Annotated in this window: 22 protein-coding genes and 1 pseudogene; 7 read left to right on the top strand and 16 right to left on the bottom strand. The window is 67.7% G+C overall.

Translation table 11 applies throughout. The annotated features are described in order from the left end of the window. Positions 1–6: 6 nt before the first annotated feature. The 6 genes from EHO50_RS30495 to EHO50_RS30470 all read right to left on the bottom strand — a co-directional run bounded on the left by EHO50_RS30495 (position 7) and on the right by EHO50_RS30470 (position 6,451). Complete coding sequence (locus tag EHO50_RS30495; protein ID WP_128434460.1) at positions 7–315, bottom strand: hypothetical protein; 309 nt, start codon at positions 313–315, stop codon at positions 7–9. A gap of 224 nt (positions 316–539) precedes the next feature. Beyond that, a complete protein-coding gene (locus EHO50_RS30490; protein ID WP_128434459.1) occupies positions 540–1,553 on the bottom strand; it encodes an ABC transporter ATP-binding protein in 1,014 nt (337 codons plus the stop codon). Next, positions 1,546–2,520, bottom strand: coding sequence for an ABC transporter ATP-binding protein (locus tag EHO50_RS30485; RefSeq protein ID WP_128434458.1), 975 nt, complete (start codon positions 2,518–2,520; stop codon positions 1,546–1,548). The genes EHO50_RS30490 and EHO50_RS30485 overlap by 8 nt, the downstream gene beginning before the upstream one ends. Before the next feature lie 375 nt (positions 2,521–2,895). After that, on the bottom strand, positions 2,896–3,891 hold the full coding sequence (locus EHO50_RS30480) for an ABC transporter permease (protein ID WP_128434457.1): 996 nt from the start codon (positions 3,889–3,891) through the stop codon (positions 2,896–2,898). Then, positions 3,884–4,807, bottom strand: a complete 924-nt coding sequence (locus EHO50_RS30475; RefSeq protein ID WP_128434456.1) for an ABC transporter permease — start codon at positions 4,805–4,807, stop codon at positions 3,884–3,886. The genes EHO50_RS30480 and EHO50_RS30475 overlap by 8 nt, the downstream gene beginning before the upstream one ends. Positions 4,808–4,813: 6 nt before the next feature. Further along, positions 4,814–6,451, bottom strand: a complete 1,638-nt coding sequence (locus EHO50_RS30470) for a peptide ABC transporter substrate-binding protein (protein WP_128434455.1) — start codon at positions 6,449–6,451, stop codon at positions 4,814–4,816. Positions 6,452–6,944: 493 nt separating this feature from the next. Here EHO50_RS30470 and EHO50_RS30465 point away from each other — a divergent pair, with 493 nt between their 5' ends. The 5 genes from EHO50_RS30465 (at position 6,945) to EHO50_RS30445 (ending at position 13,085) form a co-directional block, all read left to right on the top strand. Then, positions 6,945–7,973, top strand: coding sequence for an ABC transporter permease (locus EHO50_RS30465; RefSeq protein ID WP_181449725.1), 1,029 nt, complete (start codon positions 6,945–6,947; stop codon positions 7,971–7,973). 81 nt (positions 7,974–8,054) lie between these two features. After that, the gene (locus EHO50_RS30460) at positions 8,055–9,821 is read left to right on the top strand and encodes an ABC transporter substrate-binding protein (RefSeq protein WP_128434454.1); all 1,767 of its coding nucleotides are present in this window, start codon (positions 8,055–8,057) and stop codon (positions 9,819–9,821) included. A gap of 123 nt (positions 9,822–9,944) precedes the next feature. Then, on the top strand, positions 9,945–10,925 hold the full coding sequence (locus tag EHO50_RS30455) for an ABC transporter permease (RefSeq protein ID WP_128434453.1): 981 nt from the start codon (positions 9,945–9,947) through the stop codon (positions 10,923–10,925). Between the two features lie 49 nt (positions 10,926–10,974). After that, entirely contained in the window at positions 10,975–12,012 is a 1,038-nt protein-coding gene (locus EHO50_RS30450) for an ABC transporter ATP-binding protein (protein ID WP_128434452.1), read from the top strand. Positions 12,013–12,038: 26 nt separating this feature from the next. Next, entirely contained in the window at positions 12,039–13,085 is a 1,047-nt protein-coding gene (locus tag EHO50_RS30445) for an ABC transporter ATP-binding protein (protein ID WP_128434451.1), read from the top strand. A 70-nt stretch (positions 13,086–13,155) separates the two neighbouring features. Here EHO50_RS30445 and EHO50_RS30440 read toward each other — a convergent pair. After that, a pseudogene (locus EHO50_RS30440) lies at positions 13,156–13,431 on the bottom strand (PIN domain-containing protein); the annotation flags it as partial. A 39-nt stretch (positions 13,432–13,470) separates the two neighbouring features. On the opposite strand from EHO50_RS30440, the gene EHO50_RS30435 reads away from it, so the two are divergent. After that, positions 13,471–14,514 carry an amidohydrolase family protein gene (locus EHO50_RS30435; RefSeq protein WP_128434450.1) on the top strand — a complete coding sequence of 348 codons (1,044 nt, stop codon included), beginning with the start codon at positions 13,471–13,473 and terminating at the stop codon, positions 14,512–14,514. 112 nt (positions 14,515–14,626) lie between these two features. Here EHO50_RS30435 and EHO50_RS30430 read toward each other — a convergent pair whose 3' ends face one another. Further along, positions 14,627–16,255 (bottom strand): IS200/IS605 family element transposase accessory protein TnpB, encoded by a 1,629-nt coding sequence (locus EHO50_RS30430; protein ID WP_128434449.1) that lies wholly within the window; start codon positions 16,253–16,255, stop codon positions 14,627–14,629. A 224-nt stretch (positions 16,256–16,479) separates the two neighbouring features. Between EHO50_RS30430 and EHO50_RS30425 the strand changes: the two genes are divergently transcribed. Then, on the top strand, positions 16,480–17,130 hold the full coding sequence (locus EHO50_RS30425; protein WP_128434448.1) for a class I SAM-dependent DNA methyltransferase: 651 nt from the start codon (positions 16,480–16,482) through the stop codon (positions 17,128–17,130). Positions 17,131–17,136: 6 nt separating this feature from the next. Here EHO50_RS30425 and EHO50_RS45345 read toward each other — a convergent pair whose 3' ends face one another. The 8 genes from EHO50_RS45345 to typA form a co-directional block, all read right to left on the bottom strand. Next, on the bottom strand, positions 17,137–17,385 hold the full coding sequence (locus tag EHO50_RS45345; protein ID WP_246101596.1) for a hypothetical protein: 249 nt from the start codon (positions 17,383–17,385) through the stop codon (positions 17,137–17,139). Positions 17,386–17,387: 2 nt separating this feature from the next. After that, positions 17,388–17,543 (bottom strand): hypothetical protein, encoded by a 156-nt coding sequence (locus EHO50_RS45340; protein ID WP_246101594.1) that lies wholly within the window; start codon positions 17,541–17,543, stop codon positions 17,388–17,390. 63 nt (positions 17,544–17,606) lie between these two features. Next, entirely contained in the window at positions 17,607–18,752 is a 1,146-nt protein-coding gene (locus EHO50_RS30415; RefSeq protein ID WP_128434447.1) for an ABC transporter ATP-binding protein, read from the bottom strand. 80 nt (positions 18,753–18,832) lie between these two features. Then, complete coding sequence (locus tag EHO50_RS30410) at positions 18,833–19,894, bottom strand: ABC transporter ATP-binding protein (protein WP_128434446.1); 1,062 nt, start codon at positions 19,892–19,894, stop codon at positions 18,833–18,835. Between the two features lie 47 nt (positions 19,895–19,941). Next, positions 19,942–20,922, bottom strand: a complete 981-nt coding sequence (locus EHO50_RS30405) for an ABC transporter permease (protein WP_128434445.1) — start codon at positions 20,920–20,922, stop codon at positions 19,942–19,944. 78 nt (positions 20,923–21,000) lie between these two features. Further along, complete coding sequence (locus tag EHO50_RS30400; protein ID WP_128434444.1) at positions 21,001–22,809, bottom strand: ABC transporter substrate-binding protein; 1,809 nt, start codon at positions 22,807–22,809, stop codon at positions 21,001–21,003. 74 nt (positions 22,810–22,883) lie between these two features. Beyond that, positions 22,884–23,918 (bottom strand): ABC transporter permease, encoded by a 1,035-nt coding sequence (locus EHO50_RS30395; protein WP_128434443.1) that lies wholly within the window; start codon positions 23,916–23,918, stop codon positions 22,884–22,886. Between the two features lie 184 nt (positions 23,919–24,102). Continuing rightward, positions 24,103–26,010 carry a translational GTPase TypA gene (typA, locus tag EHO50_RS30390; protein WP_128434763.1) on the bottom strand — a complete coding sequence of 636 codons (1,908 nt, stop codon included), beginning with the start codon at positions 26,008–26,010 and terminating at the stop codon, positions 24,103–24,105. Between the last annotated feature and the right edge of the window lie 327 nt (positions 26,011–26,337).

Below are 26,337 nucleotides of genomic sequence, written 5' to 3'. Positions count from 1 at the left end.
GCCGGGTCAGTTGCTCTGCTCGGCGAGGAAGACCAGGAGCGGAAGACCGACGATCAGGAGGTGGACGACGCCGGTCTTCCAGTAGCGCAGCACCGCGGCGAGGGCGAAGCCGCCGGCGGCCAGCCATGCGGCGAAGACCTGGATGCCGTGCTGCGCGGCGTCCGCCCGCTGGTCGGCGTACTCGTCGAAGCCGGCACCGATACCGGAGAAGACCATGCCGTAGCCGAGGATGATCACGAGCACGACGTCGAAGAGTCCGATGAGGACGGCGAGCAGTCCGTCGTGTTCACGTGGTCGGCGTGTTGGGCGTTGCATGGATCAAGCCTCGTGCAGGGGCGGGCGGGCGTCCTGAGTATCCGTACTCATCCGCTCGCTCAGGACCTGGCGCCGCACAGCAACGAGCCGGGGTGACATGGCGCACCCCGGCTCGTTTACGGCACCCGCACGGCCGTACGCTGTTCAGCCTGACGCGTCCGTATATCGGGATCGGGTCGGCTGAGTTGCCTGCGTGTTAACGCAGTTCGCGTGTGTTTGTACGGCTATGACACGGCCTCCGCGAAGTGACAGGCGCAGTCGTGCGCCTCGGGCCCGCTCGCCTCCCCGAAGCGCGACGGCACCGCGAGCGGCGGTGCCTCCAGGGCGCACCGTTCCTGCGCCTTCCAGCAGCGGGTGCGGAAGCGGCAGCCGGAGGGGACGTTGGTCGGGGACGGGACGTCGCCCGTGAGGATGATGCGCTCGCGGTGTTCACGGGCCTCGGGGTCGGGGACGGGGACCGCGGAGAGCAGCGCCTGGGTGTAGGGGTGCGTGGGGTGGTCGTAGATCTCGGTGTCCCTGCCGATCTCCACCATCCGGCCGAGGTACATCACCCCGACCCGGTCCGAGATGTGCCGGACGATCGACAGGTCGTGGGCGATGAAGACGTAGGAGAGGTCGAACTCGTTCTGCAGGCGGTCCATCAGGTTGATGACCTGGGCCTGGACCGAGACGTCCAGCGCGGAGACCGGTTCGTCGGCGACGATGACCTCCGGGCGCAGCGCCAGTCCCCGGGCGATGCCGATGCGTTGGCGCTGGCCGCCGGAGAACTGGTGCGGATAGCGGTTGATGTACTCCGGGTTGAGGCCGACCACGTCCAGCAGGTCCCGCACCTTGCGGCGGCGGTCGCCCTTCGGGGCCACCTCGGGGTGGATGTCGTACGGCTCGCCGATGATGTCGCCCACCGTCATCCGGGGGTTGAGGGAGGTGTACGGGTCCTGGAACACCATCTGGATGTTGCGGCGTACGGCCTTCAGGGCGCGGCCGGACAGTTTGGTGATGTCCTCGCCCTTGTACTTGATCGAACCGGCCGTCGGGCGCTCGAGATTGACGAGCATCTTGGCGACCGTCGACTTGCCGCAGCCGGACTCCCCGACGATGCCGAGGGTCTCCCCTTTGTTGAGCGTGAAGTCCACACCGTCAACAGCCCTGACGGCGCCGACCTGTTTCCTGAGCAGGATGCCTTGCGTCAACGGGTAGTGCTTGACCAGTCCACTCACTTCGAGGATCGGCTCAACCATTGAGGCACTCCCTCGAGAAGTGGCAGGCGCTGACCCGCTGGTCGCCGGCCTCGTACAGCGGCGGTACGTCCGTGCGGCACACGTCCTGAGCCATCGGGCACCGGGGGTTGAACGCGCAACCAGGAGGGATGTTCATCAGGTTGGGCGGCAGGCCCTTGATCGCGTACAGCTCCTGCCCCTTCTGATCGAGACGAGGGATGGAATCGAGGAGTCCACGCGTGTAGGGGTGGGCCGGCGCCTTGTAGATGTCGTGCACCGGGGCCTGCTCGACGATCCGCCCCGCGTACATGACGGCGATGCGGTCGGCGACGTCGGCGACGACACCGAGGTCATGGGTGATGAGGATCAGCCCCATGTGGTACTCGCGCTGCAACTCCGCGAGCAGATCCATGACCTGGGCCTGGACGGTGACGTCCAGCGCGGTGGTCGGCTCGTCGGCGATGATCAGCGCGGGTTCCAGGGCGAGCGCCATCGCGATCATGATGCGCTGGCGCATACCGCCGGAGAACTGGTGCGGGTACTGCCGCACGCGCTCTCTCGCGGCCGGGATCCGTACCCGGTCCATCAGCTCGACGGCCTTCGCCCGGGCGTCCTTCCTCGACATCCCGCGGTGCACGACGAACATCTCGCCGAGCTGGTCGCCGACGGTCAGCACGGGGTTCAGCGACGACAGGGCGTCCTGGAAGATCATCGCCATCTCGGCGCCGCGGACCTTGCGCCGCTCCTCTTCCTTCAGCTTGAGCAGGTCCCGCCCCTGGAAGAGGATCTCGCCCCCGGTGATCCTCCCGGGCGGCATGTCCAGGATCCCCATCACCGCCTGCGCGGTCACCGACTTCCCGGACCCGGACTCCCCGAGCACGGCGAGCGTCTCCCCCGCTTCCACGCCGTAGTTGACGCCGTTGACGGCTTTGGCGACCCCGTCCCGGGTCCTGAACTCCACCTGCAGATCACGAACTTCGAGCAACATGACGTCGGCTCACCTCAGCTTCGGATCGAGGGCGTCGCACGGATGGCGTGCCGCCGCGTGGTGCAGACATCAGGACGGGGCCTGTCCACATGGCCTGTGGCCGACGGGTGCGGCCGCTCGCCCTGGGTGGCCGGTCGGGCCGGCCTGCGCGGCCCGGGCCGGTCGGGGCCTGGCTGCCGGATCGGCGGCCGGGCGCCGGATCGGCCACGACAGGGCATACGGGGCGTCGCACCACCGTCTTGCAGCGCGCACCACGTCGCCGAACACGATGAAGGCCTGCACCGGGACCGCCGACGCCGACCGGCGCGGGGCACACGACGAACCGCCCCAGCCCCAGCCCCCACCCACATCCCGCACCACCGACCCACCACGCCCTCACCTCAGCTTCGGATCCAGGGCATCGCGCACCGCGTCGCCCAGCATGATGAAGGCCAGGACCGTGATCGCCAGGGCGCCCGAGGGCCAGAGGAGGGCGTGGGGGGCGTTGCGGATGTAGGGGGAGGCCGCGGAGATGTCGATGCCCCAGGAGACGCTCGGGGGTTTCAGGCCTACGCCGAGGTAGGACAGGGTTGCCTCCAGGGCGATGTACGTGCCGAGCGCGATGGTCGCGACCACGATCACCGGGGCTACGGCGTTCGGCGCGATGTGGCGCAGCAGGAGGCGGGAGTTGGAGGCGCCCAGGGCGCGGGCGGCCTGCACGTAGTCGTTCTGTTTGGCGGTGATGACCGCGCCGCGCGCGATGCGGGAGATCTGCGGCCAGCCGAGCAGCACGATGAAGCCGATGACCGGCCAGACGGAGTTGCTGGTCACCACCGACAGCAGGACCAGGCCGCCGAGGATGACCGGGATGGCGAAGAAGACGTCGGTGATGCGGGAGAGGACCGCGTCCCACAGGCCGCCGAAGAAGCCGGCCAGCGCGCCCAGCACCGAGCCGAGGATCGCGACCCCGAGCGTGGCGCAGACGCCGACCGTGACGGACGTACGGGCGCCGTGGACCGTGCGCGTGTAGACGTCGCAGCCCTGGCCGTCGTAGCCGAAGGGATGGCCCGGCGCGGAACCCTGCTGGGCCTTGGCGAGGTCGCATTTGAGGGGGCTGCCGGAGGCGATCGCCGAGGGCCACAGGGAGATGACGACCAGGAAGAGGATGATCAGGGCCGAGACGACGAAGACGGGGTTGCGGCGCAGGTCCCGCCAGGCGTCGGACCACAGGGACCGGGGCTTGCCGGCCGGTTCGGTGCCGCCCGGGCCCGGCTCGGCGGCGGCGGACGGCCGCTTGTGAAGCGTCTCCGCGTCGGTCGTGGCGAGGTCCGTCGCCGCGCCCATCGCCGTCCCCGCGATCACCCCCTCGGACTCGAACGACGGCTCAGGCATAGCGGATCCTCGGGTCGAGTACGGCGTACAGGAGATCGACGACCAGGTTGCAGAGGAGGAAGACGAGGACGAGGACCGTCACGAAGCCGACGACCGTCTGGGTGTTCTGGCGCAGGATGCCTTGGTAGAGCTGATAGCCGACGCCGTGGATGTTGAAGATCCGCTCGGTGACGATCGCGCCGCCCATGAGGAACCCGATGTCCGCGCCGATGAAGGTGACGACGGGGATGAGGGAGTTGCGCAGGAGGTGCCGGGTGACGACTCGGCGTCTGGGCAGGCCCTTGGCGATGGCTGTACGGACGTAGTCGGAGCGCCGGTTCTCGGCGATGGACGTGCGGGTCAGACGGGTGACGTACGCCAGGGAGACCGAGGCGAGGACGAGGCCGGGGACGATCAGCTCGCCGAAGGGGGCTGCCGGGGAGACGGAGGGACGGATCCAGTCCCGTTCCACGCCCAGCAGGAGCTGGAGCAGCAGGCCCGTGACGAAGGTGGGGACCGAGATGACGACGAGGGTGAGCAGCAGGACGCCGGTGTCGACGGGGCGGCCGCGGCGCAGGCCGGTCACCACCCCCAGCGTGATCCCGATCAGCACCTCGAAGAGGATCGCCACGACGGTGAGCCGGAAGGTGACCGGGAAGGCCGTCGACATCAGCTCGGTGACTTCCTGGCCATTGAACGCCGTACCGAAGTCTCCGGTGAAGAGGTTCCCCATGTAGGTCAGGTACTGCTGCCACACGGGCTGGTCGAGGCCGAACTCCTTCTTCAGCTGGGCAGCAGTCGCCGCGTCGCACTGCCGGTCGCCGCACAGGCCCGCGACGGGGTCGCCCATCACGTTCACCATGAGGAAGATCAGCAGGGTCGATCCGATGAACACCGGGACCATCTGCACCAGGCGCCGGACGACGTACCGCCCCATGGCGGCTCAGCCGACCTTGATCTGGTCGTAGACCGGGACGCTGAAGGGGTTGAGGGCCACGTTCGACAGCCGCTCGGACCAGCCGGCGCTGCCGTTCTGGTACCAGAGCGGGATGGCCGCCATGTTGTCCCGGACGACCGCCTCGGCCTTCTGGAACATCTCCACGGCCCTCGCGGGGTCGGTCTCGGCGTTCGCCTCGTCGACGAGCTTGTCGAACTCCTCGTTGGACCACTTGCCGTCGTTGGAGGAGGCGTCGGTGTAGTAGAGCGGCTGGAGGAAGTTCTGGGTGAGGGGGTAGTCCATCTGCCAGCCCGCCCGGAAGGGGCCGGAGAGCTTCTGGGTGGTGCTCTTGCTCCGGAAGTCGGCGAAGGTGCCGATGGGGTTGCCGACACAGGCCCGGTCGTTGTCGAGCGCGTTGTTGATGGAGTTGCAGACGGCGTCCACCCACAGCTTGTGGGAGCCGGTGTCCGCGTTGTACGTGATCTTCACCTGGCCGCCGGGCAGCCCGCCGCCCTCCTCGATCAGCTTCTTCGCCGCGGCGGCGTCGTACCGGCACCACTCACCGCACAGCCCCTCCTTGTAGCCGCCGTCCGCGCCGAGGACGGGTGAGGTCCAGTCGGTGGCGGGGGTGCGGGTCTTCTGGAAGATGGTGTCGGTGATCTGCTCGCGGTTGATCGCGCGGGACAGGCCCTTGCGGACCTTGACCGAGCCGGCCTTGTTCCAGTCCTTGTCGTAGTAGGGGAAGGCCAGGGTCTGGATGATGCCGGCCGGGGTGTTGAGGTAGCGGTCGCCGAGGTCGTTCTCGACGTTCTTCAGCTGCTGGGCCGGTACGTCGTCGACGAGGTCGAGGTTGCCGGCCATCAGGTCGGTGTAGGCCGTGTTGTTGTCCGTGTAGACCTTGAGGGTGACGCCTCCGTTGCGCGCCGCGTCCTCGCCCGGGTAGGCGTCCCACTTCGTCAGGCGCATCTCGGAGCCCTTGGTGTACGACTCCACGGCGTACGGGCCGTTGCCGACCGGCTTGGCCAGCCAGCCGTCGTGGTCGTCGTAGAACGCCCGGGGCAGCGGGACGAAGGCGTTGTAGCCGAGGGTGTCGGGGAAGCTCGAGAACTTCTGGCTGAGCCTGACCGTGAAGGTCCGCTCGCCCGTGACCTTCAGCCCGGACATCGTCTCGGCGCGCTGCTCGCCCTTGGCCGGGTGGACCTTGTCGTAGCCCTCGATGTAGCTGAAGAAGTAGGCGTTCTTCTGGTTGTTCTTCAGGCTCGCCCCGTAGTTCCAGGCGTCCACGAAGGACTTGGCGGTGACCTTCTCGCCGTTGCTGAAGGTCCAGCCGTCCTTGACGGTGACGGTGTAGTTCCGCGAGTCGGAGGTCTCGATCTTCTCGGCGAGCATGTCCTCGGCCTCGCCGGTCTTCGGGTCGTACTGCTTCAGCCCGCGGAAGATCATGGAGAGCACCTTGCCGCCCTGCACCTCGTTGGTGTTGGCCGGCTCCAGCGGGTTCTGCGGATCGGTCCACGAGGAGCTGAGCACCGCGCCGCCGCCACTGCCGCCCTCGCCCCCGCTGTCACCTCCGCCTCCGCAGGCCGTCGCCGCGAGCGCGACCGCCACCGCGCACGCGGCCCATCCGGCGTTCGTGGCTCCACGCATGGGTGCCTCCTCTGGTACTGATCCGTTACGGGCCAATATCGAGTCAAAAGGCACGTATCGCACACGGGATCCGGCCAATGGAGCAACACGCCATCCGGATGCACGCGCCCGCGAGGCGTCCGCGCGGGCGACGAAACGGACTTCTCCGCCCCGGACCGATGGACCTTCCATTCATCACGCAATGGATCTTCACGTACCGATGCAGAACCGTTGGATTACGACCCCTCGATGTACGCATTTCGGCACTGGACCGTCCGCATAACGAACTCCTTGCCCGATTAGTCCAGTTAGTCCGAGTCAAGGCACGACTCGATTACGTTGCGCTACCCGCGTAGCTACGGAATGGTAAAGGCAGGGTAAAAAACGTAAAGAGACAACCAAGTCGCCCGAGAATTTATTGACCTTGAATGAATTGCGTTGAAAAAGTCCGGCGTAGCCCGTAGGGGAGCGTGCCCTGCGGAGTCATCAGACCCTCCCTTGGGCCAGGAGCACCATGACCCCCCCAACTCCATCAGCGGCTGCCCCGCTTGAGGTGACGGACGAGAGCGTCGAGAAGTCGATCACTTCTCCCGCCCCCTCGGCCAACGAGAGCAAGTCCCCGGGACAGCTGGCTTGGCGACGCTTCAAGCGGGACCGTACGGGCGTCGCTGCGGCATGCATCGTGATCTTCTTCTTTGTGATCGCGTTGTGTGCGCCGCTGATAGCCAAGCTGTACGGGAAGGATCCGTACACGACGTACGGGCTGAGCACGCCTGGACTGCTGGGTGACAACGGCCTCCCGGTGAAGCCCAACGGTGGCATCGACGGCGAGTTCTGGTTCGGCATCGAGCCAGGGCTCGGCCGGGACCTGTTCACCTTCCTGCTCTACGGGATCCGCAACTCCCTGCTCATCGCCACGGCCATCACACTCCTCGTGGTGATCATCGGCGTGACGCTCGGAGTCACCGCCGGCTACCTGGGCGGCAAGACCGACTGGTTGATCGGCCGGGTCATCGACATCCTGCTGGCCTTCCCGTCGCAGTTGTTCTTCGTGGCCTTCACCCCCGTGGTGCTCGCCCTGTTCGTGGGCGCCGACGAGAACACACCCGTCTGGCTCACCGTCGTCTGCCTCGTCGGCCTGCTCACCGTCTTCGGCTGGGCCTCCATCGCCCGACTTCTGCGCGGCCAGGTACTCGCCCTGCGCGAGCGGGAGTTCGTCGAGGCCGCGAAGGTCACGGGAGCATCTCCGGCGCGCATCATCTTCAAGGAACTGCTGCCCAATCTCTGGACGCCGATCCTGATCCAGGCGACTCTCAGCGTCCCTGCGATGGTCACCACGGAGGCGGGCCTTGCCTTCCTCGGCGTGGGCATCCAGGATCCGACGCCGGACTGGGGCGTCATGATCGGCCAGGCCGCCCAGGTCTACCAGGACGACATCACCTTCCTGCTCTTCCCTGGCGTGTCCATGGTGATCTTCGTTCTGGCGTTCAACCTCCTCGGCGACTCGGTGCGCGACGCACTCGACCCGAAGACCAAGCGCTGACTCCGGCCCACTTCAGGACCACGGCGAAGGTGCCGTGGTGCCGGATCCCTCTCATCACTCATATTTCGAAGGCAGGATGCGATGTCCTTCTCGCGTAGAAACTTCCTGATAGCCACCAGTGTTGTGGCGGCGTCGAGCTCCGTGCTCACCGCGTGCAGCAGCGGCGACACCACCAACAACAGCGGTGGCGGTGGCAAGCAGGATGCGGCCAAGGCCAACGCGACCGTCGTCAAGATCGGCACCGCCGAGGACTCCAAGGGCCCGGCCCCCGAGGTCGCCGGCGCGAAGAAGGGCGGCACCGCCTACCTGCTGAACGACGACGACTTCTCGCACCTCGACCCGCAGCGCATCTACTACGCCTGGAACTCGCTCGCGGCGATCGTCATCTCCCGCACGCTGACCGGCTACAAGATCGGTGAGGACGGCTCCCAGACCCTGGTCGGTGACCTCGCCACCGACACGGGCACCATGAAGGACGGCGGCAAGACCTGGTCCTTCACCCTGAAGGACGGCGTCAAGTGGGAGGACGGCTCCGACGTCACCGTCGACGACGTCCGCCACGGCATCGAGCGCTGCTTCGCCAACTTCGTCACCGAGGGCGCCTTCTACGTCCAGAGCTGGCTGACCGGCTCGACGGACTACCGCAAGTCGTACCCCGGCCCGTACGGCGGCAAGCACCTGAAGTCGATCGAGACCAGCGGGAAGACCATCACCTTCCACCTCTCCGAGGCGCGTCCCGACTTCAACTACGTCGTGGCGATGCACTCCTACGCGCCGACCCCGGTGAAGAAGGACACCAAGCAGGACTACGACAAGAAGCCGGTCTCCAACGGCCCCTACCGGGTCAAGACCCACGTCACCGACAAGTCGATGACCCTGGTCCGCAACGAGCACTGGGACCCGGCGACGGACCCGATCCGCAACGCCTACCCGGACCAGTTCGACTTCACCTTCGGCATCGAGCAGCTGACGGCGATCGACCGTCTGCTGGCCGACGCCGGCAAGGACCAGTACGCCGTCAGCTGGCGCACCATCCCGCAGGAGCGCATCCAGAAGGCGCAGACCGAGGCCAAGGACCGCGTCTTCCAGCAGCTCGGCAACGGCGTCAGCGTCTACTGGATCAACACCTCCCGGGTCAAGGACAAGGCCGTCCGCGAGGCCATCATCAAGGCCTGGCCCACCGCCGGCATCCGTCAGCTGCTCGGTGGCAAGGTGCGCGGTGACTACGCGACCGGCATCATGAGCCCGGCCGTGGCCGGTTACGAGTCGCAGGACGTCTGGGGCAAGCTGGCGAAGCCCGAGGGCGACCCGAAGGCCGCGAAGGAGATCCTGAAGAAGGCCGGCAAGTCCGGTTACAAGGTCGTCTACGCCTACCAGCAGGACCCGCAGCAGGCGAAGATCAAGGTCGTCATCGAGAACGCTCTGAAGGCCGCCGGCTTCGAGGTCGTCACCAAGGGCATCGACTCCACCACCTGGTACGACCAGGTCGGCAAGCTGGACAACCAGTTCGACGTCTACTGGGGTGGTTGGTCCGCCGACTGGCCGACCGGTTACTCGGTGTTCCAGCCGCTGTTCGACAGCAAGAACGTCGTCGACCAGGGCCAGAACTACTCGCACCTGAAGGACCCGGCCGTCGACGCCGCCATCAAGGCCGCGACCGCCGAGACCGACCAGGACAAGGCCAACAAGATGTGGGCCGCCCTGGACAAGCAGGTCACCGAGACCGGTGCCTTCATCCCCGACGTGTACATGGCCCGCATCTACATGCACGGCTCCAAGCTCGGCAACGTGAAGATGGACCCGAACTTCGACGGTTGCATGCTCTACAAGCTGTACGTCAAGTCCTGACCCACACCTGAGAGGTGGGGCGGCGCCACGGTGCCGCCCCACCCTCGGCTCGTCCACCGTGGCCCCCGGAAACCCCGGTCCGGCCTCTCCGCACGACGGCCCTCCCAGGAAAGCCACTCCCCAATGCTTCGCTTCCTCGTCCGCCGGTTCTTCGGCGCCGTGATCACGCTGCTGATCATCAGCGCGGTCACGTTCATGCTCTTCTACGCGGTGCCGCGCGACCCGGCCCGGATCGCCTGCGGCAAGCTCTGCACCCCGGAGACGCTGGAGCTGATCCGCCACAACATGGGGATCGCGGATCCGATGCCCGTCCAGTTCTGGCACTGGCTCAGCGGCATCTTCCTCGGCCGGGAGTACCCGGGCTTCGGCAACTGTGAGGCACCGTGCCTGGGCTACTCGTTCGTCAACCGTGAGCCCGTCCTCGCCACCATCCTGGACCGGTTCCCGACGACGTTCTCGCTCTTCATCGGCTCGTCCGTGGTGTTCCTGGTCTTCGGCGTCGGCGCCGGCATGCTGGCCGCCCGCAAGCAGGGCAAGGCCACCGACAAGATTGCCAGCAGCGCCTCGCTGGTCGCCTCGTCCATGCAGATCTACTTCGTGGGCACCCTGGCTCTGTACCTCCTCGTGTACCAGTGGCAGATCCTCGACCAGCCCGGATACACGCCCTTCTCCGACAACCCGGGCGAATGGTTCGCCGGACTGCTGCTGCCGTGGCTGGTCCTGGCGCTGATCTTCACCGCGAACTACACCCGTATGACGCGCTCCCAGATGGTCGAGCAGCTCAACGAGGACTACGTCCGCACGGCCCGGGCCAAGGGCCTGTCCGGCCCGAACGTGTTCTTCCGGTTCGCCTGGCGCGGCGCCATGGGCCCGATCGTCACCATCTTCGGCATCGACATGGGCGTCCTGCTCGGCGGCGGCATGATCACCGAGAAGACCTTCAGCATCCAGGGCATCGGCTTGCTCGCGGTCAAGTCCGCGACCAACAACGACCTGCCCATGCTGCTCGGCGTCATGGTGGTCACGGCCAGCTTCGTCGTCATCGCCAACATCGTCGTCGACGCCTGCTACGCCCTGATCGACCCGCGCATCAGGCTCGCCTGACCCCCGCCCCCACCAGCTACCCCGCATCACCCCTCACTGGAGCGTCCCCGTGACGAGCACCGATCAGCAGCCCTTCCTCTCCATCAAGGACTTGAAGGTGCACTTCTCGACCGAGGACGGCACCGTCAAGGCCGTCGACGGTCTGTCCTTCGACCTCGTACGCGGCAAGACGCTGGGCATCGTGGGCGAGTCCGGGTCCGGCAAGTCGGTCACCAACCTGACCATCCTGGGCCTGCACAACCCGGACAGCACCAAGGTCGAGGGCTCGATCACCCTGGACGGCGAAGAGCTGAACGGCGCCTCGGAGAAGACGCTGGAGAAGCTTCGCGGCAACAAGATGTCGATGATCTTCCAGGACGCGCTGACCTCGCTGTCGCCGTACCACACCATCGGCAAGCAGATCGGTGAGACGTACCGCAAGCACACGGGTTGCTCCAAGAAGGCGGCCCGGGACCGGGCGATCGAGATGCTGCGGCGGGTCGGCATTCCGCAGCCCGAGGTCCGCGTCGACGACTACCCGCACCAGTTCTCCGGCGGTATGCGCCAGCGCGCGATGATCGCGATGGCGCTGGTCTGCGACCCGGAGCTGCTGATCGCGGACGAGCCGACCACGGCCCTCGACGTGACCGTCCAGGCCCAGATCATGGACCTTCTGAAGGACCTCCAGAAGGAGTTCGGCACGGCGATCATCTTCATCACGCACGACCTCGGTGTCATCGCCGACATCGCGGACGACGTGCTGGTGATGTACGGCGGCCGGTGCGTGGAGCGCGGTTCGAAGAAGGAGGTGCTGCGTGACCCGCAGCACCCCTACACCTGGGGCCTGCTGAGCTCGATGCCGAGCCTGGACCACCCGGTGGATGTGCCGCTGAACCCGATCCCGGGCTCGCCGCCGTCGCTGCTGAACCCGCCGTCGGGCTGCCGTTTCCACCCGCGGTGCGCCTTCGCCGAGAAGGTCGAGGGCGGCCTGTGCTCGTCGGAGCGGCCGCTGCTGGAGATCGTCGACGGACGCGGCTCCGCCTGCCACCTCACCGCCGAACAGCGCGGCGAGTACTTCTCCGACCTGGCCGGCAGCGCCGCCAACTGACGTACAAGAGACGGGATTTCACCACCATGAGCAGCACCACTCCCCTCCTGGACGTCTCCGGGCTGACCAAACACTTCCCGATCAAGGGCGGGTTCCCGATCCGCCGCACGGTCGGCCACGTCCAGGCCGTCGACGGCCTGGACTTCCAGGTCGGCGAGGGCGAGAGTCTCGGCCTGGTCGGCGAGTCCGGCTGCGGCAAGTCGACGACGGGCCGCCTGATCACGCGCCTGCTGGAGCCGACGGCCGGCAAGATCTCGTACCAGGGCAAGGACATCACGCACGCCAACCGCAAGCAGTTGGCGCCGGTCCGCTCCGAGATCCAGATGATCTTCCAGGACCCGTACGCCTCGCTGAACCCGCGGCACACGGTCGGCAAGATCATCGCCGGCCCGATGGAGATCAACGACATCAACCCGGCCGGCGGCCGCGAGAAGCGCGTCCGTGAGCTGCTGGAGATCGTCGGCCTCAATCCCGAGCACTACAACCGCTTCCCGCACGAGTTCTCCGGCGGCCAGCGCCAGCGCATCGGCGTCGCCCGGGCTCTGGCCCTGGAGCCGAAGCTGATCGTGGCGGACGAGCCGGTCTCGGCCCTCGACGTCTCCATCCAGGCACAGGTCGTGAACCTGCTGCAGAAGGTCCAGCAGGAGCTGGGCATCGCCTTCGTCTTCATCGCCCACGACCTGGCGGTGGTCCGCCACTTCTCTCAGCGCGTGGCGGTCATGTACCTCGGCAAGATCGTCGAGATCGCCGACCGCGACGACCTGTACGGCAACCCGCGCCACCCCTACACCCGGGCACTGCTGTCCGCCGTACCCGAGGCGACGGTAGACGAGACGCCCGCCCGCGAGCGCATCCGCCTCCAGGGCGACGTACCGTCCCCGATCAACCCGCCCTCCGGCTGCCGCTTCCGCACCCGCTGCTGGAAGGCGACGGAGAAGTGCGCGACCGAGGCCCCGCCGCTGGTCCAGGTCGAGGGCAACAAGCCCGGCCACCTGACGGCCTGCCACTACCCGGAGACGGCGGACACGGTCCCCGCGCCGCGTCTGTCCAAGGACCCGGAGCCGGCGGTCTGACAGACCCCCTTACGGGGAAGGAGGGCCCGCGCCTCTTCGGCGCGGGCCCTTGCCTTTCCGGCCGGTCGGCTCAGGGGTTGAGGTCGAGTACGCGCACCGGCCGTCCCTTCCATCGCGCCGGGGCGACAGTGGCGACAATGGCGCCGTCCGGCCGCTCGGGCGTCGGTCTGGCCGCGTGCTCGACATGGGCTGGAGCCCAGTCCGTGTCACGGCCGACGACAAGAGCGGCAGGCAGGTCGAGGTCGAGGACGATGACACTGGGCAACGCAACGATGTGCTCGGCGGTGCCGTGCCGGGTTCGGTCGGCCTCGACGAGTGCGCACGTGGGCGCGTACAGGAACCATCCTGGACCGGTGCCTCTGCGGAGCCCAGTATGTTGGGTGAAATGGCCCACCACCTGCGCGGCACCCTCCTCCCCCACGGCACCACCCGCGACCTCTGGATCCTCGGCGACCGCATCACCTTCACCCGCCCCTCGGTCGAGGCGGACACGGTGGCCGACGGTGGCTATCTGCTTCCGGGACTGGTCGACGTACACACGCATCCGGGGTCCCCGTCCGGGAGCGAACCCGTCTTCGACCCCGGCGCGTTCGCCGAGCAGATCGCCGCGCACCGGGACGCCGGGGCGACCGCGTTGCGGTTCCCGGGGCTACTCGGCGAGATCCCGGACGGGCTGCGCGAGGCGCCCGACGCGCCCCGCATGATCACTGCCGGGCGCTGGCTGGCCTGGGCGGGGCTGTCCAAGAGTGCCGACTTCCACACCGTCACCGACGACCTCGTGGCCGCAGCCGTCGCGGAGGCCAAGGCCCACGACGGCTGGTGCAAGCTCATGGGCGACTGGGACTTCGAGGCGGACCCCGTGCCGTACGACATCCTGCGCGCCGTGACCGACGCGGTGCACGCGGCCGGGGGGCGGGTCGCCGCGCACTGTCAGTCGGCGGGGGGAGTGCTCAATGCCGCTCGTGCCGGGATCGACTCGATCGAGCATGGGATGGGGATGCCGGAGGAGTGCGTGGAGCTGATGGCCGGCCACGGGACCGTCTACGTGCCCACCCTCACCGCCTTCGCCCGCAGCGCGCCTTCTCGCGACAAGGACACGCCCCGCAGCCGCCTCTGGCACGAAGGCCACCGCATCATGATCCGCCGGGTCCGCGAGGCCCACGACGCCGGCGTCACCGTCCTCGCCGGCACCGACTCCGCCCCCTTCGGCAACATCGCCACCGAGGTCGGGCACCTCATCGCCGCCGGCCTGCCCGCCGACGTCGCGGTGGGCGCGGCGAGTTGGGCGGCTCGGGACTTCCTGGGGCTGCCGGGACTGGTCGAGGGCGGGCTCGCCGACGTCACCGTGTACGACGCGGATCCGCGACGGGAGCCGGGGGTGCTGCGGCATCCGCGGCGCATCGTGCTGCGGGGGCGGGTCGTGCGCTGAGAGGTGCGCAATGGCCGTCGGCAGCGGGCAGTTGTGGCACACTCCACCGAATGGTCGATCGGTCGTTCGCGGATCGCTCGCTCGCCGCGTTGTACGACGCCCTGAACCGTTCCTAAAGACTGAGCGGGAGTGAGTCCTGTTGCCAGGGCTCATGCTCAGCCGAACGCCCCGAACGGTGTTGGGCGTTCTGGTCCACCGCGTTCTCACCGCATCCGGCGCGCACGGATCGTGTCCGTGGTCCGGGAATGCGGGGGCGGTTTCCCTCACGCTCCAGGGCCACTGATTCGGCCTGGACGGTCCGATGCCCCACACGATCGCTCCGGTCGTGTGGGGGCGGTGCCGTCCGTCGCCGGATCGGGTGCCCCAGGGCGCGCCTGCCGATCGCCACGGCGGCCGCGTCATGGCGGGTGGTCTTGCGGTTGTTACTGGTAAGGGGTTTCTGCCAGTGCTGGGCGCCCCACTTGCTGGTGTAGGCCGGGTCGACGGCGACGATGGTGATGCCGAGTTCGGCCGCCATTGACACGAGCCGGGCCCGCAGTCTGGAGGTGGGCATGCCGGAGATGAGGTTGCGGAAGCGTTTGCGGCGGCCGTGCTTCTCGCGGGTCTTCTCGGCGGTGAAGTCGAGGTCTTCGATCGCGATCGACAGCCCGTGGCGTTTGGCCCAGCGCAGCAAACGGATCAGGGCTTGGCGAACCTGCGCGTCGCGGTGGCCGGCGGTGCCGGACAGGTCGTAGAAGAAGCGTCGGGGATTGCCGGTGGGGTTGCCGTGTTCGTCCAGGCGCCAGGCAGCCAGGTGGTCGGCGTTGGTGTCGAAGCCGATCAGGCCACCGGCGCGGGCCGCCGCCAGGGAGACGGTCTGGACCGGGGGGATCGTCCAGGACGCGGTCAGGTACCAGCGCCCGCGGCCTGTGTCTTCGTGGATGCGGTAGGCGACTGCCCGGTTCGCTGCCACGCGGTCGGCCCACTGCTCGCCCCGGTGCGCGAACGATACCTTCGCCGCCAGCACGTACCGGCCCTGCGGGGCGTTCGCCAGGTGTGCCAGCGGCGCGGGGAGCTTGATCGAGATCTCGCCGTCGCCGGTGACGCGGATGGTCTCGTTGCCGTACCGCTTACCGGACTCGCCGTCCGCTTGGAGGAATCGGCGTTCGGCCTCCCACCGCGAGCGCCACTGCTCTTCGGTGAGTTGGGCAGACTTCAGGTGGTGGCGGGTATTCAGCAGCCGCTTCCCTCCCCGGACCACGCGTACCCGCCCGGTCTCACGGTCCGCCCTCACCGCCTGCAGTCGGTCTTCGAGAAGATGCAGGCGGCGGGACTTGGCGAACCACTCCTGCCGGGTGCGGTAACCGCCCGGCGCCTGCTTGGTGCCTTTCTCGCCCACGGGCAGGGACAGCCGGTGCGTGATCGTCCCGATCCCGGCCTCCAGGCTCTGGATGTGCGCGATCTGGCCGCGCCGGGCGAGCGCCCATTGATCGTGGGTGGCCTTCGTGATCGACCCGGCCCAGCGAGAGGAAGACTCCTGAGTGAGAGCGCGCTTACGCTGCGCCCACTGCTCACTGTCGTGGTCCAGCCCGGCCAAACACCGTGCCTTCAGATCACGGGAGGCGAGCGAACCGAGGTGGCCACTGACCAGGCACAGCACCCTCTCGTCCCCGGCAGTCAGCCCCTTGAGCCGGCCACGGATCGCGACCCCTGAGGGGCCGTGCACCACAAACGGCGCCGCAACCTCCCGCCGTCCACCCACCCCTTCACCCCCGATCCCGACATCGAAGAAACCCGTCACCACATCCAACGACGACCACCGGCGAAGGTCACGCATTCGATGCAAGAACTCTCGTTCCCCACCCTGGAAATGCGCCTGCCACTACCCGGAGACTCACTCATGCGTGCCAGAACACGCTCAAGTGCCGTCGATCGCTACCTGTTCACAACCCCTGGGGGCCGGGTGACGACTTCTACCTCGGGCTCGTGAGGTCCGCCGAGTCGGTGCTCGATGTCGGCTGCGGTACGGGGCGGTTGCTGCGGCGGGCCAGCGCGCACGGCCACCGCGGGCGGCTCGTGGGACTCGATCCGGCCGCCGCCATGCTCGTACAGGCCCGGCGGCACGGGACCGGCGTCGAGTGGGTGCTCGGGGATCTGCTCGCCCGGGACTGGGGCGGGCGGTTCGACCTGGCGGTGATGACCGGGCACGCGTTTCAGGTTCTCGTCTGCGACGAGGAGTTGCGTGCGGCGTTGCGGGCGGTGCACGACGCGCTGCGCGTCGGCGGGCGGTTCGTGTTCGAGACACGGAATCCGGCAGCACGGGCCTGGGAGACGTGGACGCCGGACCGGGTGCGCCGGGTCACCGACGCGGACGGGCGCGTCGTACGCGTGTGGCACGAGGTCGAGGGGCCCGTCGTGGGAGACCGGGTGACCTTCGCCGAGACATTCGCCTGCGACACATGGCCGGAGCCCGTCGTCAGCCGCACCACGCTCCGCTTCCACGGCCCCGACGCCCTGTCCGCCTTCCTCCACGAAGCCGGTCTCACCGTCGTCGAACAGTACGGGGACTGGCGGCGGGGTCCGCTCACCCCCACCGCCCCCGAGATCATCACGGTGGCCCGCCGAGCCTCCTGGTGAGCGCGTTCATGGCATGTCGAGTTCGGGCAGGGAGAAGAAGGTCGCGATCGCCCGCGCGATCCGTTCCTCGGACGGATCCTCGAAGCTGAAGCCGGTGATCAGGCGTCCCTCGCGGTAGTACTGGAACGCGGGGCCGTGCGCCTTGGCGACGCATGGCTCCGTCACGAACACGACGAGCTCGCCGCCGGTGCGGCACAACTGCCCGTAATCAGCGAGGTCGTAGTCGCCGTTCTCCCAGCTGAGCATGGAGTGCATGATCAGCCCCCACCCGGCCCCTTGCCGTACGCGAGTGGCAGGCGCCGTACGGCGAGGAGTCCTTGCGTGAGCGCGTCCAGAGACATGCCCCGGAAGAAGACGACGTTGGTCTCCTCATGGTGCGGGAGCGGGCCGCGTATCCAATGCCGATCCTTCATGCGGGCACCGTAAAGGAGCCCACTGACATCGCCGTTCAGCCGCGCTCCCGTGAAGACGACGACCTAGTCGTCCGACTCCTCCAGCGCCACCAGCGCCGGATCCAGCACGATGTCCTCGTCCCGCGCCTCGATCGTCGGCTCCTCCGGGAAGTGGCAGGCCGTCAGATGGCCCGCGTGGTTGCCGGAGATCTGGATCAGTGGCGGCTCCTCGGCCGCGCACTTGTCCTGTGCCTTCCAGCAGCGGGTGCGGAAGCGGCAGCCGGAGGGTGGGGAGATGGGCGAGGGCACGTCACCGGCCAGGCGGATCCGCTCCCGCTGGGGCACGTCCTCGCCGTCCTCTGTGTCCTCGCCTCCCACGTTCACCTCGGGTACGGCCGACAGCAGGGCGTGGGTGTAGGGGTGCCGGGGGCGGGTGTAGATCGAGTCGCGGTCGCCGACCTCGATCACCTTGCCGAGGTACATGACCGCGACGCGCTGTGAGAAGTGGCGGACCACCGCCAGGTCGTGGGCGATGAACAAGAAGGCGATGCCCAGTTCCTGTTGCACCTTCTGCAGCAGGTTCACGACCTGTGCCTGGATGGAGACGTCGAGGGCCGAGACCGGCTCGTCCGCCACGATCAGCTTCGGCTCCAGGGCCAGCGCCCTTGCCACGCCGATGCGTTGGCGCTGGCCGCCGGAGAACTCGTGCGGGAAGCGGTTGTAGTGCTCCGGGTTCAGGCCGACGATCTCCAGTAGTTCACGGACGCGCTTCTCGTGGCCGCCCTCCGGCTCCAGCCCGTTGATCTCCATCGGGCCCGAGATGATCTTGCCGACCGTCTGGCGCGGGTTCAGTGAGGAGTACGGGTCCTGGAAGATCATCTGGATCTCGGAGCGGATCGGTGCCAGCTGCCTGCGCGTGGCATGCGTGATGTCCTTGCCCCGGTACGAGATGCTGCCGCCCGTCGGCTCCAGGAGCTTGGTGATCAGCCGTCCGGTCGTCGACTTGCCGCAGCCCGACTCCCCCACCAGGCCGAAGCTTTCGCCGACGTGCACGGTCAGGTCGATGCCGTCCACCGCCTGCACCTGGCCGACGGTCCGCCGGATCGGGAAGCCTCCCTTGACCGGGAAGTGCTTGACGAGCTTCTCCACCACCAGCAGCGGTTCGCCGGGGGCGTCAGTGGCGTCGGTGGCGGCTTCGCGGGGTGCGGGGAGGACGAGGTCCTCTGTCATAGCCGTAGTCCTCCTCAGACGGGGCTGATCGGGGCCGATCGGGAGCTGATCGGGGGCTGATCGGGGGCTGATCGGGAGCGCTAGCGCAGTCGGGGCTTGATCTCTTCGTCGAAGATGGTCCGCTTCTGTTCCGCCGTCAGATGGCAGGCCGAGGAGCGGTCCGGGCCGAGCAACGGGACCTCGGTGACACAGCGCGCGCCGCCGACGCGGTCCTGGAAGGTGCAGCGGGGGTGGAAGCGGCAGCCGGAGGGTGGGTGGAGCAGGGACGGCGGGGAGCCGGGGATGGGGGCCAGCGGGGCGTGCGGGTCCGAGTCCAGGCGCGGCATCGAGTTCAACAGGCCCCAGGTGTACGGGTGTTGTGGCGCCCTCAGCACCTCGCGCACCGTGCCGCGCTCCACCGCGCCGCCCGCGTACATCACCATGATGTCGTCGGCCATGTCGGCGATCACCCCGAGGTCGTGCGTGATGAAGATGATCGCCGAGCCGAACTCCCGCTGCAGGTCCTTCAGCAGGTCCAGGATCTGGGCCTGGACGGTCACGTCCAGGGCCGTGGTCGGCTCGTCGGCGATCAGCAGGTCGGGGTCGCAGACCAGCGCCATCGCGATCATCGCGCGCTGGCGCATACCGCCGGAGAACTGGTGGGGGTAGTCCTTCGCCCGCTGCCTCGGGTTGGGGATGCCGACCTTCCCCAGCATCTCCACCGCCCGCTCCCAGGCGGCCTTCTTCGAGGCGCGCATGTGCTTCATGTACGGCTCGGCGATCTGCCGACCCACCGTGTAGTACGGCGACAGCGCGGTGAGCGGGTCCTGGAAGATCATGGCGACCTTGTTGCCGCGCAGCTTCTCCAGCTCGGACTCGCGGGCGGTGGTCAGCTCCTGGCCCTCCAGGAGGATCTCGCCCTCGACGGTGGTGAACATCGGGTTGTGCAGCCCGAGGATCGTCAGGTTCGTCACCGACTTCCCCGAGCCCGACTCGCCCACGATCCCCAGCGTCCTGCCGCGCTCCAGGTCGAAGGAGAGCCCCTCCACGGCCCGTACGACGCCGTCCTCCGTCTTGAAGCTGACGTGCAGGTCCCGCACCGAGAGGAACGCGTCCGCGCCGGCCGGGACCGGGGCGCCGGCTTCCTTGGTCACAGTGGTCACGTCAGTGCTCCTAAGGCAGTTCCTCTGGAAGAGTTCCCCGGCGCGGCCTAGGCCAGCCGCACACGCGGGTCGATGAAGGCGTACGCGGCGTCGACGACGATGTTGCAGAGCAGGATCATGGTGGCGGAGAACAGCATCACGCCCAGCAGCAGCGGCAGATCGCTGAAGAACACCGACTCCACCGCCAGCCGGCCGAGCCCCGGAAGCCCGAAGGTGTACTCCGTGATGATGGCACCGCCGAGCAGCGATCCGAGGTCGATGCCGAAAATGGTGACGATGGGGATCAGCGAGCCGCGCCAGGCGTAGCGGAAGAAGACGTACCGGCGGGTCATGCCCTTCGCCCGGGCGGTGCGGACGTGCTCCTCCTGGAGTTGCTCGATCATCGACGAGCGCGCCATACGGGTGTACTGCGAGGCGAAGATCGTGGACAGGACCACCCAGGGCAGGATCAGGCCGGTGAACCAGGCCACCGGGTCGGCGGTGAAGTCGTTGTAGGCGGGCTTGTCGAGGACATGGGTCTGGTAGACGAGGATCGCCAGGGCCAGCGGGCCGAGGAAGTAGATCTGCATCGAGCTGATCACCATGGCGCCGGCCGTGAAGGTCTTGTCGACGACCGTGCCGCGCTTCCAGGCGGCGATCAGTCCGGTGCCCAGGCCGATGACAAGGAAGCAGACGGCCCCGCCGAGGGTCAGCGAGACGGTGGTGGGGAGGCGGTCCATCAAGGTGCCCCAGACCTGTTCGTTGGAGTGGTACGAGTACCCGAAACAGGGGGCGGGGCACGGTCCTTGGGCGAATTCGTCGCTGCCCATGACGAGGTTGTGCAGGAAGATCCAGTACTGCTCGGGGATCGGCTTGTCGAGGCCGAGCACATGGTGCAGGTTCTCGAGGTTGGCCGGGGTGCATGTCTTGCCGCACATCAGGAGCGCCGGGTCACGCGGCATCCCGAAGAACAGCAGGAACGCGACGATGCTCAGCAGGAAGAGGATGACGACGGCGCCGAGGGACCGGCGGACGAGGAAGCGCAGCATGGCAGAGGCAGCTCTCAGCGGGCCGGAGGGCATCCGGCGCGCACCGTCGGGGGCGCGCCGGATGCCGGGCGGGCGGGGTTACTTGACGTACAGGCGGCGCGGGTCGATGCCGCCGATGACGTCGTCGTAGGCGACGCCGCCGATCTTGGATCCGGCGATCTGGACCTGCTTGTAGTAGGCGGTCGGGACGATGTTGACGACGTCCTTCACGATGTACTCGCCGAGCTTCTCCCACTCGGCCGCGGCCTTGGCCGGGTCGGCGATCCGGCTGATGCGGTCGATCTCGCTGTTGATCTTGGGGTCGTCGACCTGCGAATAGTTCTGCGCGCCCTCGGCGATCACCCGGCCGTCGTAGAGCGGCGGGATCACGGTCGAGGCGGACGGCCAGTCGGCGGCCCAGGAGGTGTGGAAGATGTCGTAGTTGTTGTTGAGCTTGCTGACCTGGTCGAAGTACGTCTCGGCCGGGATCTCCTGGCGCTGGACGTCGAAGCCGGCCTTCTCCAGGCCCGCCGCCATGGCGGTGGAGTACGCCTGCCCCTCCGGGGTGTTGATGTAGCCGAAGGTCAGCTTCGTGCCGACCTTGCCGGCCTCTTCCAGGAGCTTCTTGGCCTTTGCGGGGTCACCCGCGGGGTTCTTCTTCTTGCCCCACGGGTCGAACGAGGGGTCGTAGCCGCTGACGGTCGGGCTGATGATGCCGCCCGCGACCTCCATCGCGGCGCTGCCGCCGAAGGCCCGCACGAACGGCGAGACCGGCAGGGCGTAGGCGATGGCCTCGCGGACCTTCTTGTCCTGCATCGGCTTGTGACTGAGGTTGATGTTGATCTGGCCGACGAACGGCTGGTAGCCGATGACCGTACGGGGCTTCATCTTCGGGTCGTTCAGGACCTTCGACAGGTTGCCCGCGTCGACCGAGTTCTGCCAGCTGACGGCGGTTCGGTCGGTTCCGCTGTCGGCGATGAGGGCCTTGGTGGAGTCCTCGTACTGCTGGTTGAAGGTGATGTCGAACCTGTCGACGTACTGGTTGCGGATCGGGTCGGTCGCCGGGTCCCAGTTGGTGTTCTTCACCAGCACCATCGACTTGCCGGACTTGAAGGACTGGATCTTGTACGGCCCGGACGCCACCGGGGCCTTGTCGTACTTCTCCTTGGTGTCGCCCTTCTGGGAGACGACCGCGTAGCCCGCCATGGCCAGCGCGTACGGCAGGTCGGGGTGCGGCTTCTTGAACTTGAAGACGACGGTTTTCGCGTCCGGTGTCTGAAGGATGCCGTCCGGCAGGTGCTTGCCCTTGAACGGGCCGTCCGGCAGCAGCTTGCGGTAGTCGGAGCCCGGGGTGTCGGCCAGCCACTGCTGGAGGTACGGCGGGCCCTGGTTGATGAAGGGAGCGAAGAGCCGCTCGACGGAGTGCCGGATGTCCGCGGAGGTGATCGCGGAGCCGTCCTGGAACTTGATGCCGTCCTTGAGCGTGTACTTCCAGGTCTTGCCGCCGTCCGTGGTGGTGCCGGAGTCGGTGGCGAGGTCGCCGACGACCTCGTGCTTGCTGCCGTCGTTGCCGGTCGCCTTGTAGCCGGTGAGCCCGCGGTGCAGCAGCAGGGCGACCTGCTGCTCGTTGAACACGTAGATCTGGGCCGGGTCGAGGTGGGCGTAACTGTCGCGGGCGGGCACCGAGATGGTGCCGCCGGGCTTGGCGCCCGGGACCTCGGCGGCGGGGCCCTTGGAGGCGGCGGCGTCACCGAACTTGATCAGCGCCTTCTGCCGTTCGGCGTTCTCCTGCTGCTCCTTGTCGTTGCCACCGCCCTTGCTGCCGCCCGAGCTGCACCCGGTCAGCACGAGTGCCGTGGCCGCGAGCACCGAGACCACGGCGTGTACGTGGCGTCCGCTCCTGCTCATCACTCGGTTTCCACCCATCTGTCGTCACCAGTGCGAAGGAACCCAGACCTCGTAGGTCAGTTGGTCAGCTTGGGTCAGCGCGCCGTCTTGGGGTCGAAGGCGTCCCTGACGGAGTCCCCGAGCAGGTTGAACGCCACGATGAAGACGATCATCGAGATGCCGGGGAAGAACATGTAGGTGATGTCGTTCTGCATCACGAGCTCGGTGGACGCCTTGGCGAACATCTGCCCCCAGTCCGGCGTCGGTTCGACGATGCCCACACCGAGGAAGGACAGACCGGCCTCGGCGGTCACGAAGTTGGGGAGCATGTAGGTGCCCTGCACGAGGATCGGCGTGACCACGTTCGGCAGGATCTCCTTGCGGATGATCCGCCCCGGCGGCGCCCCGCTGACCTTGGCCGCCTCGATGAACTCCCGCTCTCTCAGGGCGAGTGTGGTGCCTCTGAGGATCCGCCCGAGACTCATCCAGCCGAGGAACCACTGCACGAGGATGAGGGCGACGACCCGGACGTAGACCGGTGTCTCGTCGCGCGGGCTGACGAAGAGTGAGACGACCACCGGCATGCTGGCGATGAAGAACAGCTGGGCCGGGAAGGCGAGGAGGAAGTCGATGACCCGGCTGATCCAGTAGTCGGCCTTGCCGCCGAGGTAGCCGGCCGTGACGCCGAGGAGGATCCCGGTGAGGACCGTCGCGAGGGTGACGGCGACGGAGATCATCAGCGAGGTGCGGATGCCGTAGAGGAGTTTGGTGAAGACGTCGTAGCCGTTGCCGGGTTCGAGGCCGAACCAGAACTCGCCGCTGATGCCGCCGTTGGGCTGCACGGGGACGCCCGCACTGTCGAAGAGTTCGGGGCGTTCGTCGGCGTAGACCGTGTACGGGTCCTTGCCGTAGAGCTTGGAGATGACCGGGGCCAATAACCCGATCAGGAAGAAGAACAGGACGACATAGGCCGAGATCACGCCGGTGCGGTCGCGTTTGAAGCGGATCCACATCAGTTGGCCGGGTGACCGGCCGACTAAGTGCTCCGCCTCGGTCTTCGCTGGTGGCTGTGGTTCGCCGTCCGCGACGACCGGGGTCCCTCCGCCCTCAACGCCGATAGGACTTGTCACAGTTCGTCCGTTTCACTGGTGGGTGTACAGACGTCTGGCCCGAGCTTGCCGCTAACTATCTGCCATGAGCCAACCACCCACTACCGTCTTTTCAATTTCGATTCAGTCACAGCTGACGACCGGCAAAGCGTGAAAAAGCCCGGGTTCCCCCATGTTGGGGAACCCGGGCTCAACTACCCGATGATCAGCCGTGCTTGGCGCGGCTCGCGGCGCGGGCGCGCTCGCGGGCGTCCAGGTTCACCTTGCGGATACGGACCGCCTCCGGGGTGACCTCGACGCACTCGTCGTCGCGGCAGAACTCCAGGGACTGCTCCAGCGACAGCTTGCGCGGCGGAACGATCGACTCGGCCACATCGGCCGTGGACGACCGCATGTTGGTGAGCTTCTTCTCCTTGGTGATGTTGACGTCCATGTCGTCGGCGCGCGAGTTCTCGCCGACGATCATGCCCTCGTACACCTCGGTGCCGGGCTCGACGAACAGCACGCCGCGCTCCTGGAGGTTCGTCATCGCGAACGCGGTGACGGCACCGGAGCGGTCGGCTACCAGGGAGCCGTTGTTGCGGGTCTGGAGCGTGCCGAACCAGGGCTCGTGGCCCTCGTGGATGGAGTGGCCGATGCCCGTGCCGCGGGTCTGGGTCAGGAACTCGGTCCGGAACCCGATGAGACCGCGGGAGGGAACGACGAACTCCATGCGCACCCAGCCGGACCCGTGGTTGGACATGTTGTCCATACGGCCCTTGCGCACACCCATCAGCTGGGTGACGGCGCCCATGTGCTCCTCGGGCACGTCGATGGTCATGCGCTCGACGGGCTCGTAGACCTTGCCGTCCACGTCCTTCGTGACGACCTGCGGCTTGCCGATGGTCAGCTCGAAGCCCTCGCGGCGCATCTGCTCGACCAGGATGGCCAGCGCCAGCTCACCGCGGCCCTGCACCTCCCAGGCGTCGGGGCGCTCGGTGTCCAGGACGCGGAGGCTGACGTTACCGATCAGCTCGCGGTCGAGGCGGTCCTTGACCTGGCGGGCGGTGACCTTGCGGTCCTTCACGGCCGCCTTGGCGTCGGCGCCCTTGCCGGTGCCGCCACGGCCGACCAGCGGGGAGGTGTTGGTGCCGATGACCATGGAGATCGCGGGCTCGTCGACCGTGATGAGCGGCAGCGGGATCGCGTTCTCGGGGTCGGCGAGGGTCTCACCGATCATGATGTCCGGGATACCGGCGACGGCACAGATGTCACCGGGACCGGCCTTCTCGGCCGGCTTGCGCGTCAGCGCCTCGGTCATCATCAGCTCGGAGATGCGCACGTTGGCGACGGATCCGTCGCGCTTCATCCACGCGACGGTCTGCCCCTTCTTCAGCTCGCCCTGGTGCACGCGGAGCAGCGCGATACGGCCGAGGAAGTTGTCGGCGTCGAGGTTGGTGACGTGCGCCTGGAGCGGGGCGGCGTCGTCGTACGTCGGAGCCGGGATGTGCTCGAGGATCGTCGAGAAGAACGGCTCGAGGCTGGTCGAGTCGCTCGGTACGGTCCCGTCCTGCGGCTTGGTCAGCGACGCGATGCCGTCACGACCACACGCGTAGACGATCGGGAACTCGATCTGCTCCTCGTCGGCGTCCAGGTCGAGGAAGAGGTCGTAGGTCTCGTTGACGACCTCGTCGATACGGGCGTCGGGCCGGTCCGTCTTGTTGATGCAGAGGATGATCGGCAGCCGGGCCTGCAGCGCCTTGCGCAGCACGAAGCGGGTCTGCGGAAGCGGGCCCTCGGAGGCGTCGACGAGCAGGACGACGCCGTCGACCATCGACAGACCACGCTCGACCTCGCCGCCGAAGTCGGCGTGGCCGGGGGTGTCGATGATGTTGATGGTGATGACGTCCCCCCCGTCCTTCGGGTGGTACTTCACCGCCGTGTTCTTGGCCAGGATCGTGATGCCCTTCTCACGCTCCAGGTCGTTCGAGTCCATCATGCGGTCGTCGACGCCTTCGAGCTGGTGGGCGGCGAAGGCACCGGCCTGCTTCAGCATGCCGTCGACGATGGTGGTCTTGCCGTGGTCGACGTGGGCGACGATAGCGACGTTGCGGATGTCGTGGCGCGTGGCCATATTGCGGCGTTCTCCCGGAGTGTGAGGAAGGCCTGCGCGTCTGTCTGTGTGACGCGGGCCCTGCCGGGCTTGACACGCCACGGCCTCACCCCATGGTACGTGTCCGCTCCCAGTGGGGCTCGCCGGGATACGTCGGTGCAGGTGGGGGTGGGTTTGGGGGGCATTCGCCGTGGTTGCCGCCGGATTTTCCTCGCCCCCGCCGCCCCTACCCGTCCCGTCCCTGGGGGCCTGCGGCCCCCAGACCCCCGCTTCGGCCCTGAAGGGGCCTCGTCCTCAAACGCCGGACGGGCTGAAAAACTCAGCCCCTCCGGCGGTTGTGGAGCGGGG

This window comes from Streptomyces cyaneus (genome assembly GCF_004028635.1).
GTDB lineage: Bacteria > Actinomycetota > Actinomycetes > Streptomycetales > Streptomycetaceae > Streptomyces > Streptomyces cyaneus.
Note: the sequence above shows the minus strand (reverse complement) of the source record. Positions and strands in the feature narration are given on the sequence as shown.

What these genes read in the sequence shown, in the direction of transcription:
- EHO50_RS45340 (WP_246101594.1), bottom strand. Translation starts at nt 17,543, where the DNA reads ATGAAGGATCGGCATTGGATACGCGGCCCGCTCCCGCACCATGAGGAG.
- EHO50_RS30460 (WP_128434454.1), top strand. Translation starts at nt 8,055, where the DNA reads ATGTCCTTCTCGCGTAGAAACTTCCTGATAGCCACCAGTGTTGTGGCG.
- EHO50_RS30415 (WP_128434447.1), bottom strand. Translation starts at nt 18,752, where the DNA reads ATGACAGAGGACCTCGTCCTCCCCGCACCCCGCGAAGCCGCCACCGAC.
- EHO50_RS30480 (WP_128434457.1), bottom strand. Translation starts at nt 3,891, where the DNA reads ATGCCTGAGCCGTCGTTCGAGTCCGAGGGGGTGATCGCGGGGACGGCG.
- EHO50_RS30445 (WP_128434451.1), top strand. Translation starts at nt 12,039, where the DNA reads ATGAGCAGCACCACTCCCCTCCTGGACGTCTCCGGGCTGACCAAACAC.
- EHO50_RS30490 (WP_128434459.1), bottom strand. Translation starts at nt 1,553, where the DNA reads ATGGTTGAGCCGATCCTCGAAGTGAGTGGACTGGTCAAGCACTACCCG.
- EHO50_RS30475 (WP_128434456.1), bottom strand. Translation starts at nt 4,807, where the DNA reads ATGGGGCGGTACGTCGTCCGGCGCCTGGTGCAGATGGTCCCGGTGTTC.
- EHO50_RS30465 (WP_181449725.1), top strand. Translation starts at nt 6,945, where the DNA reads ATGACCCCCCCAACTCCATCAGCGGCTGCCCCGCTTGAGGTGACGGAC.
- EHO50_RS30485 (WP_128434458.1), bottom strand. Translation starts at nt 2,520, where the DNA reads ATGTTGCTCGAAGTTCGTGATCTGCAGGTGGAGTTCAGGACCCGGGAC.
- typA (WP_128434763.1), bottom strand. Translation starts at nt 26,010, where the DNA reads ATGGCCACGCGCCACGACATCCGCAACGTCGCTATCGTCGCCCACGTC.
- EHO50_RS45345 (WP_246101596.1), bottom strand. Translation starts at nt 17,385, where the DNA reads ATGCACTCCATGCTCAGCTGGGAGAACGGCGACTACGACCTCGCTGAT.
- EHO50_RS30435 (WP_128434450.1), top strand. Translation starts at nt 13,471, where the DNA reads ATGGCCCACCACCTGCGCGGCACCCTCCTCCCCCACGGCACCACCCGC.
- EHO50_RS30405 (WP_128434445.1), bottom strand. Translation starts at nt 20,922, where the DNA reads ATGCTGCGCTTCCTCGTCCGCCGGTCCCTCGGCGCCGTCGTCATCCTC.
- EHO50_RS30455 (WP_128434453.1), top strand. Translation starts at nt 9,945, where the DNA reads ATGCTTCGCTTCCTCGTCCGCCGGTTCTTCGGCGCCGTGATCACGCTG.
- EHO50_RS30495 (WP_128434460.1), bottom strand. Translation starts at nt 315, where the DNA reads ATGCAACGCCCAACACGCCGACCACGTGAACACGACGGACTGCTCGCC.
- EHO50_RS30400 (WP_128434444.1), bottom strand. Translation starts at nt 22,809, where the DNA reads ATGAGCAGGAGCGGACGCCACGTACACGCCGTGGTCTCGGTGCTCGCG.
- EHO50_RS30470 (WP_128434455.1), bottom strand. Translation starts at nt 6,451, where the DNA reads ATGCGTGGAGCCACGAACGCCGGATGGGCCGCGTGCGCGGTGGCGGTC.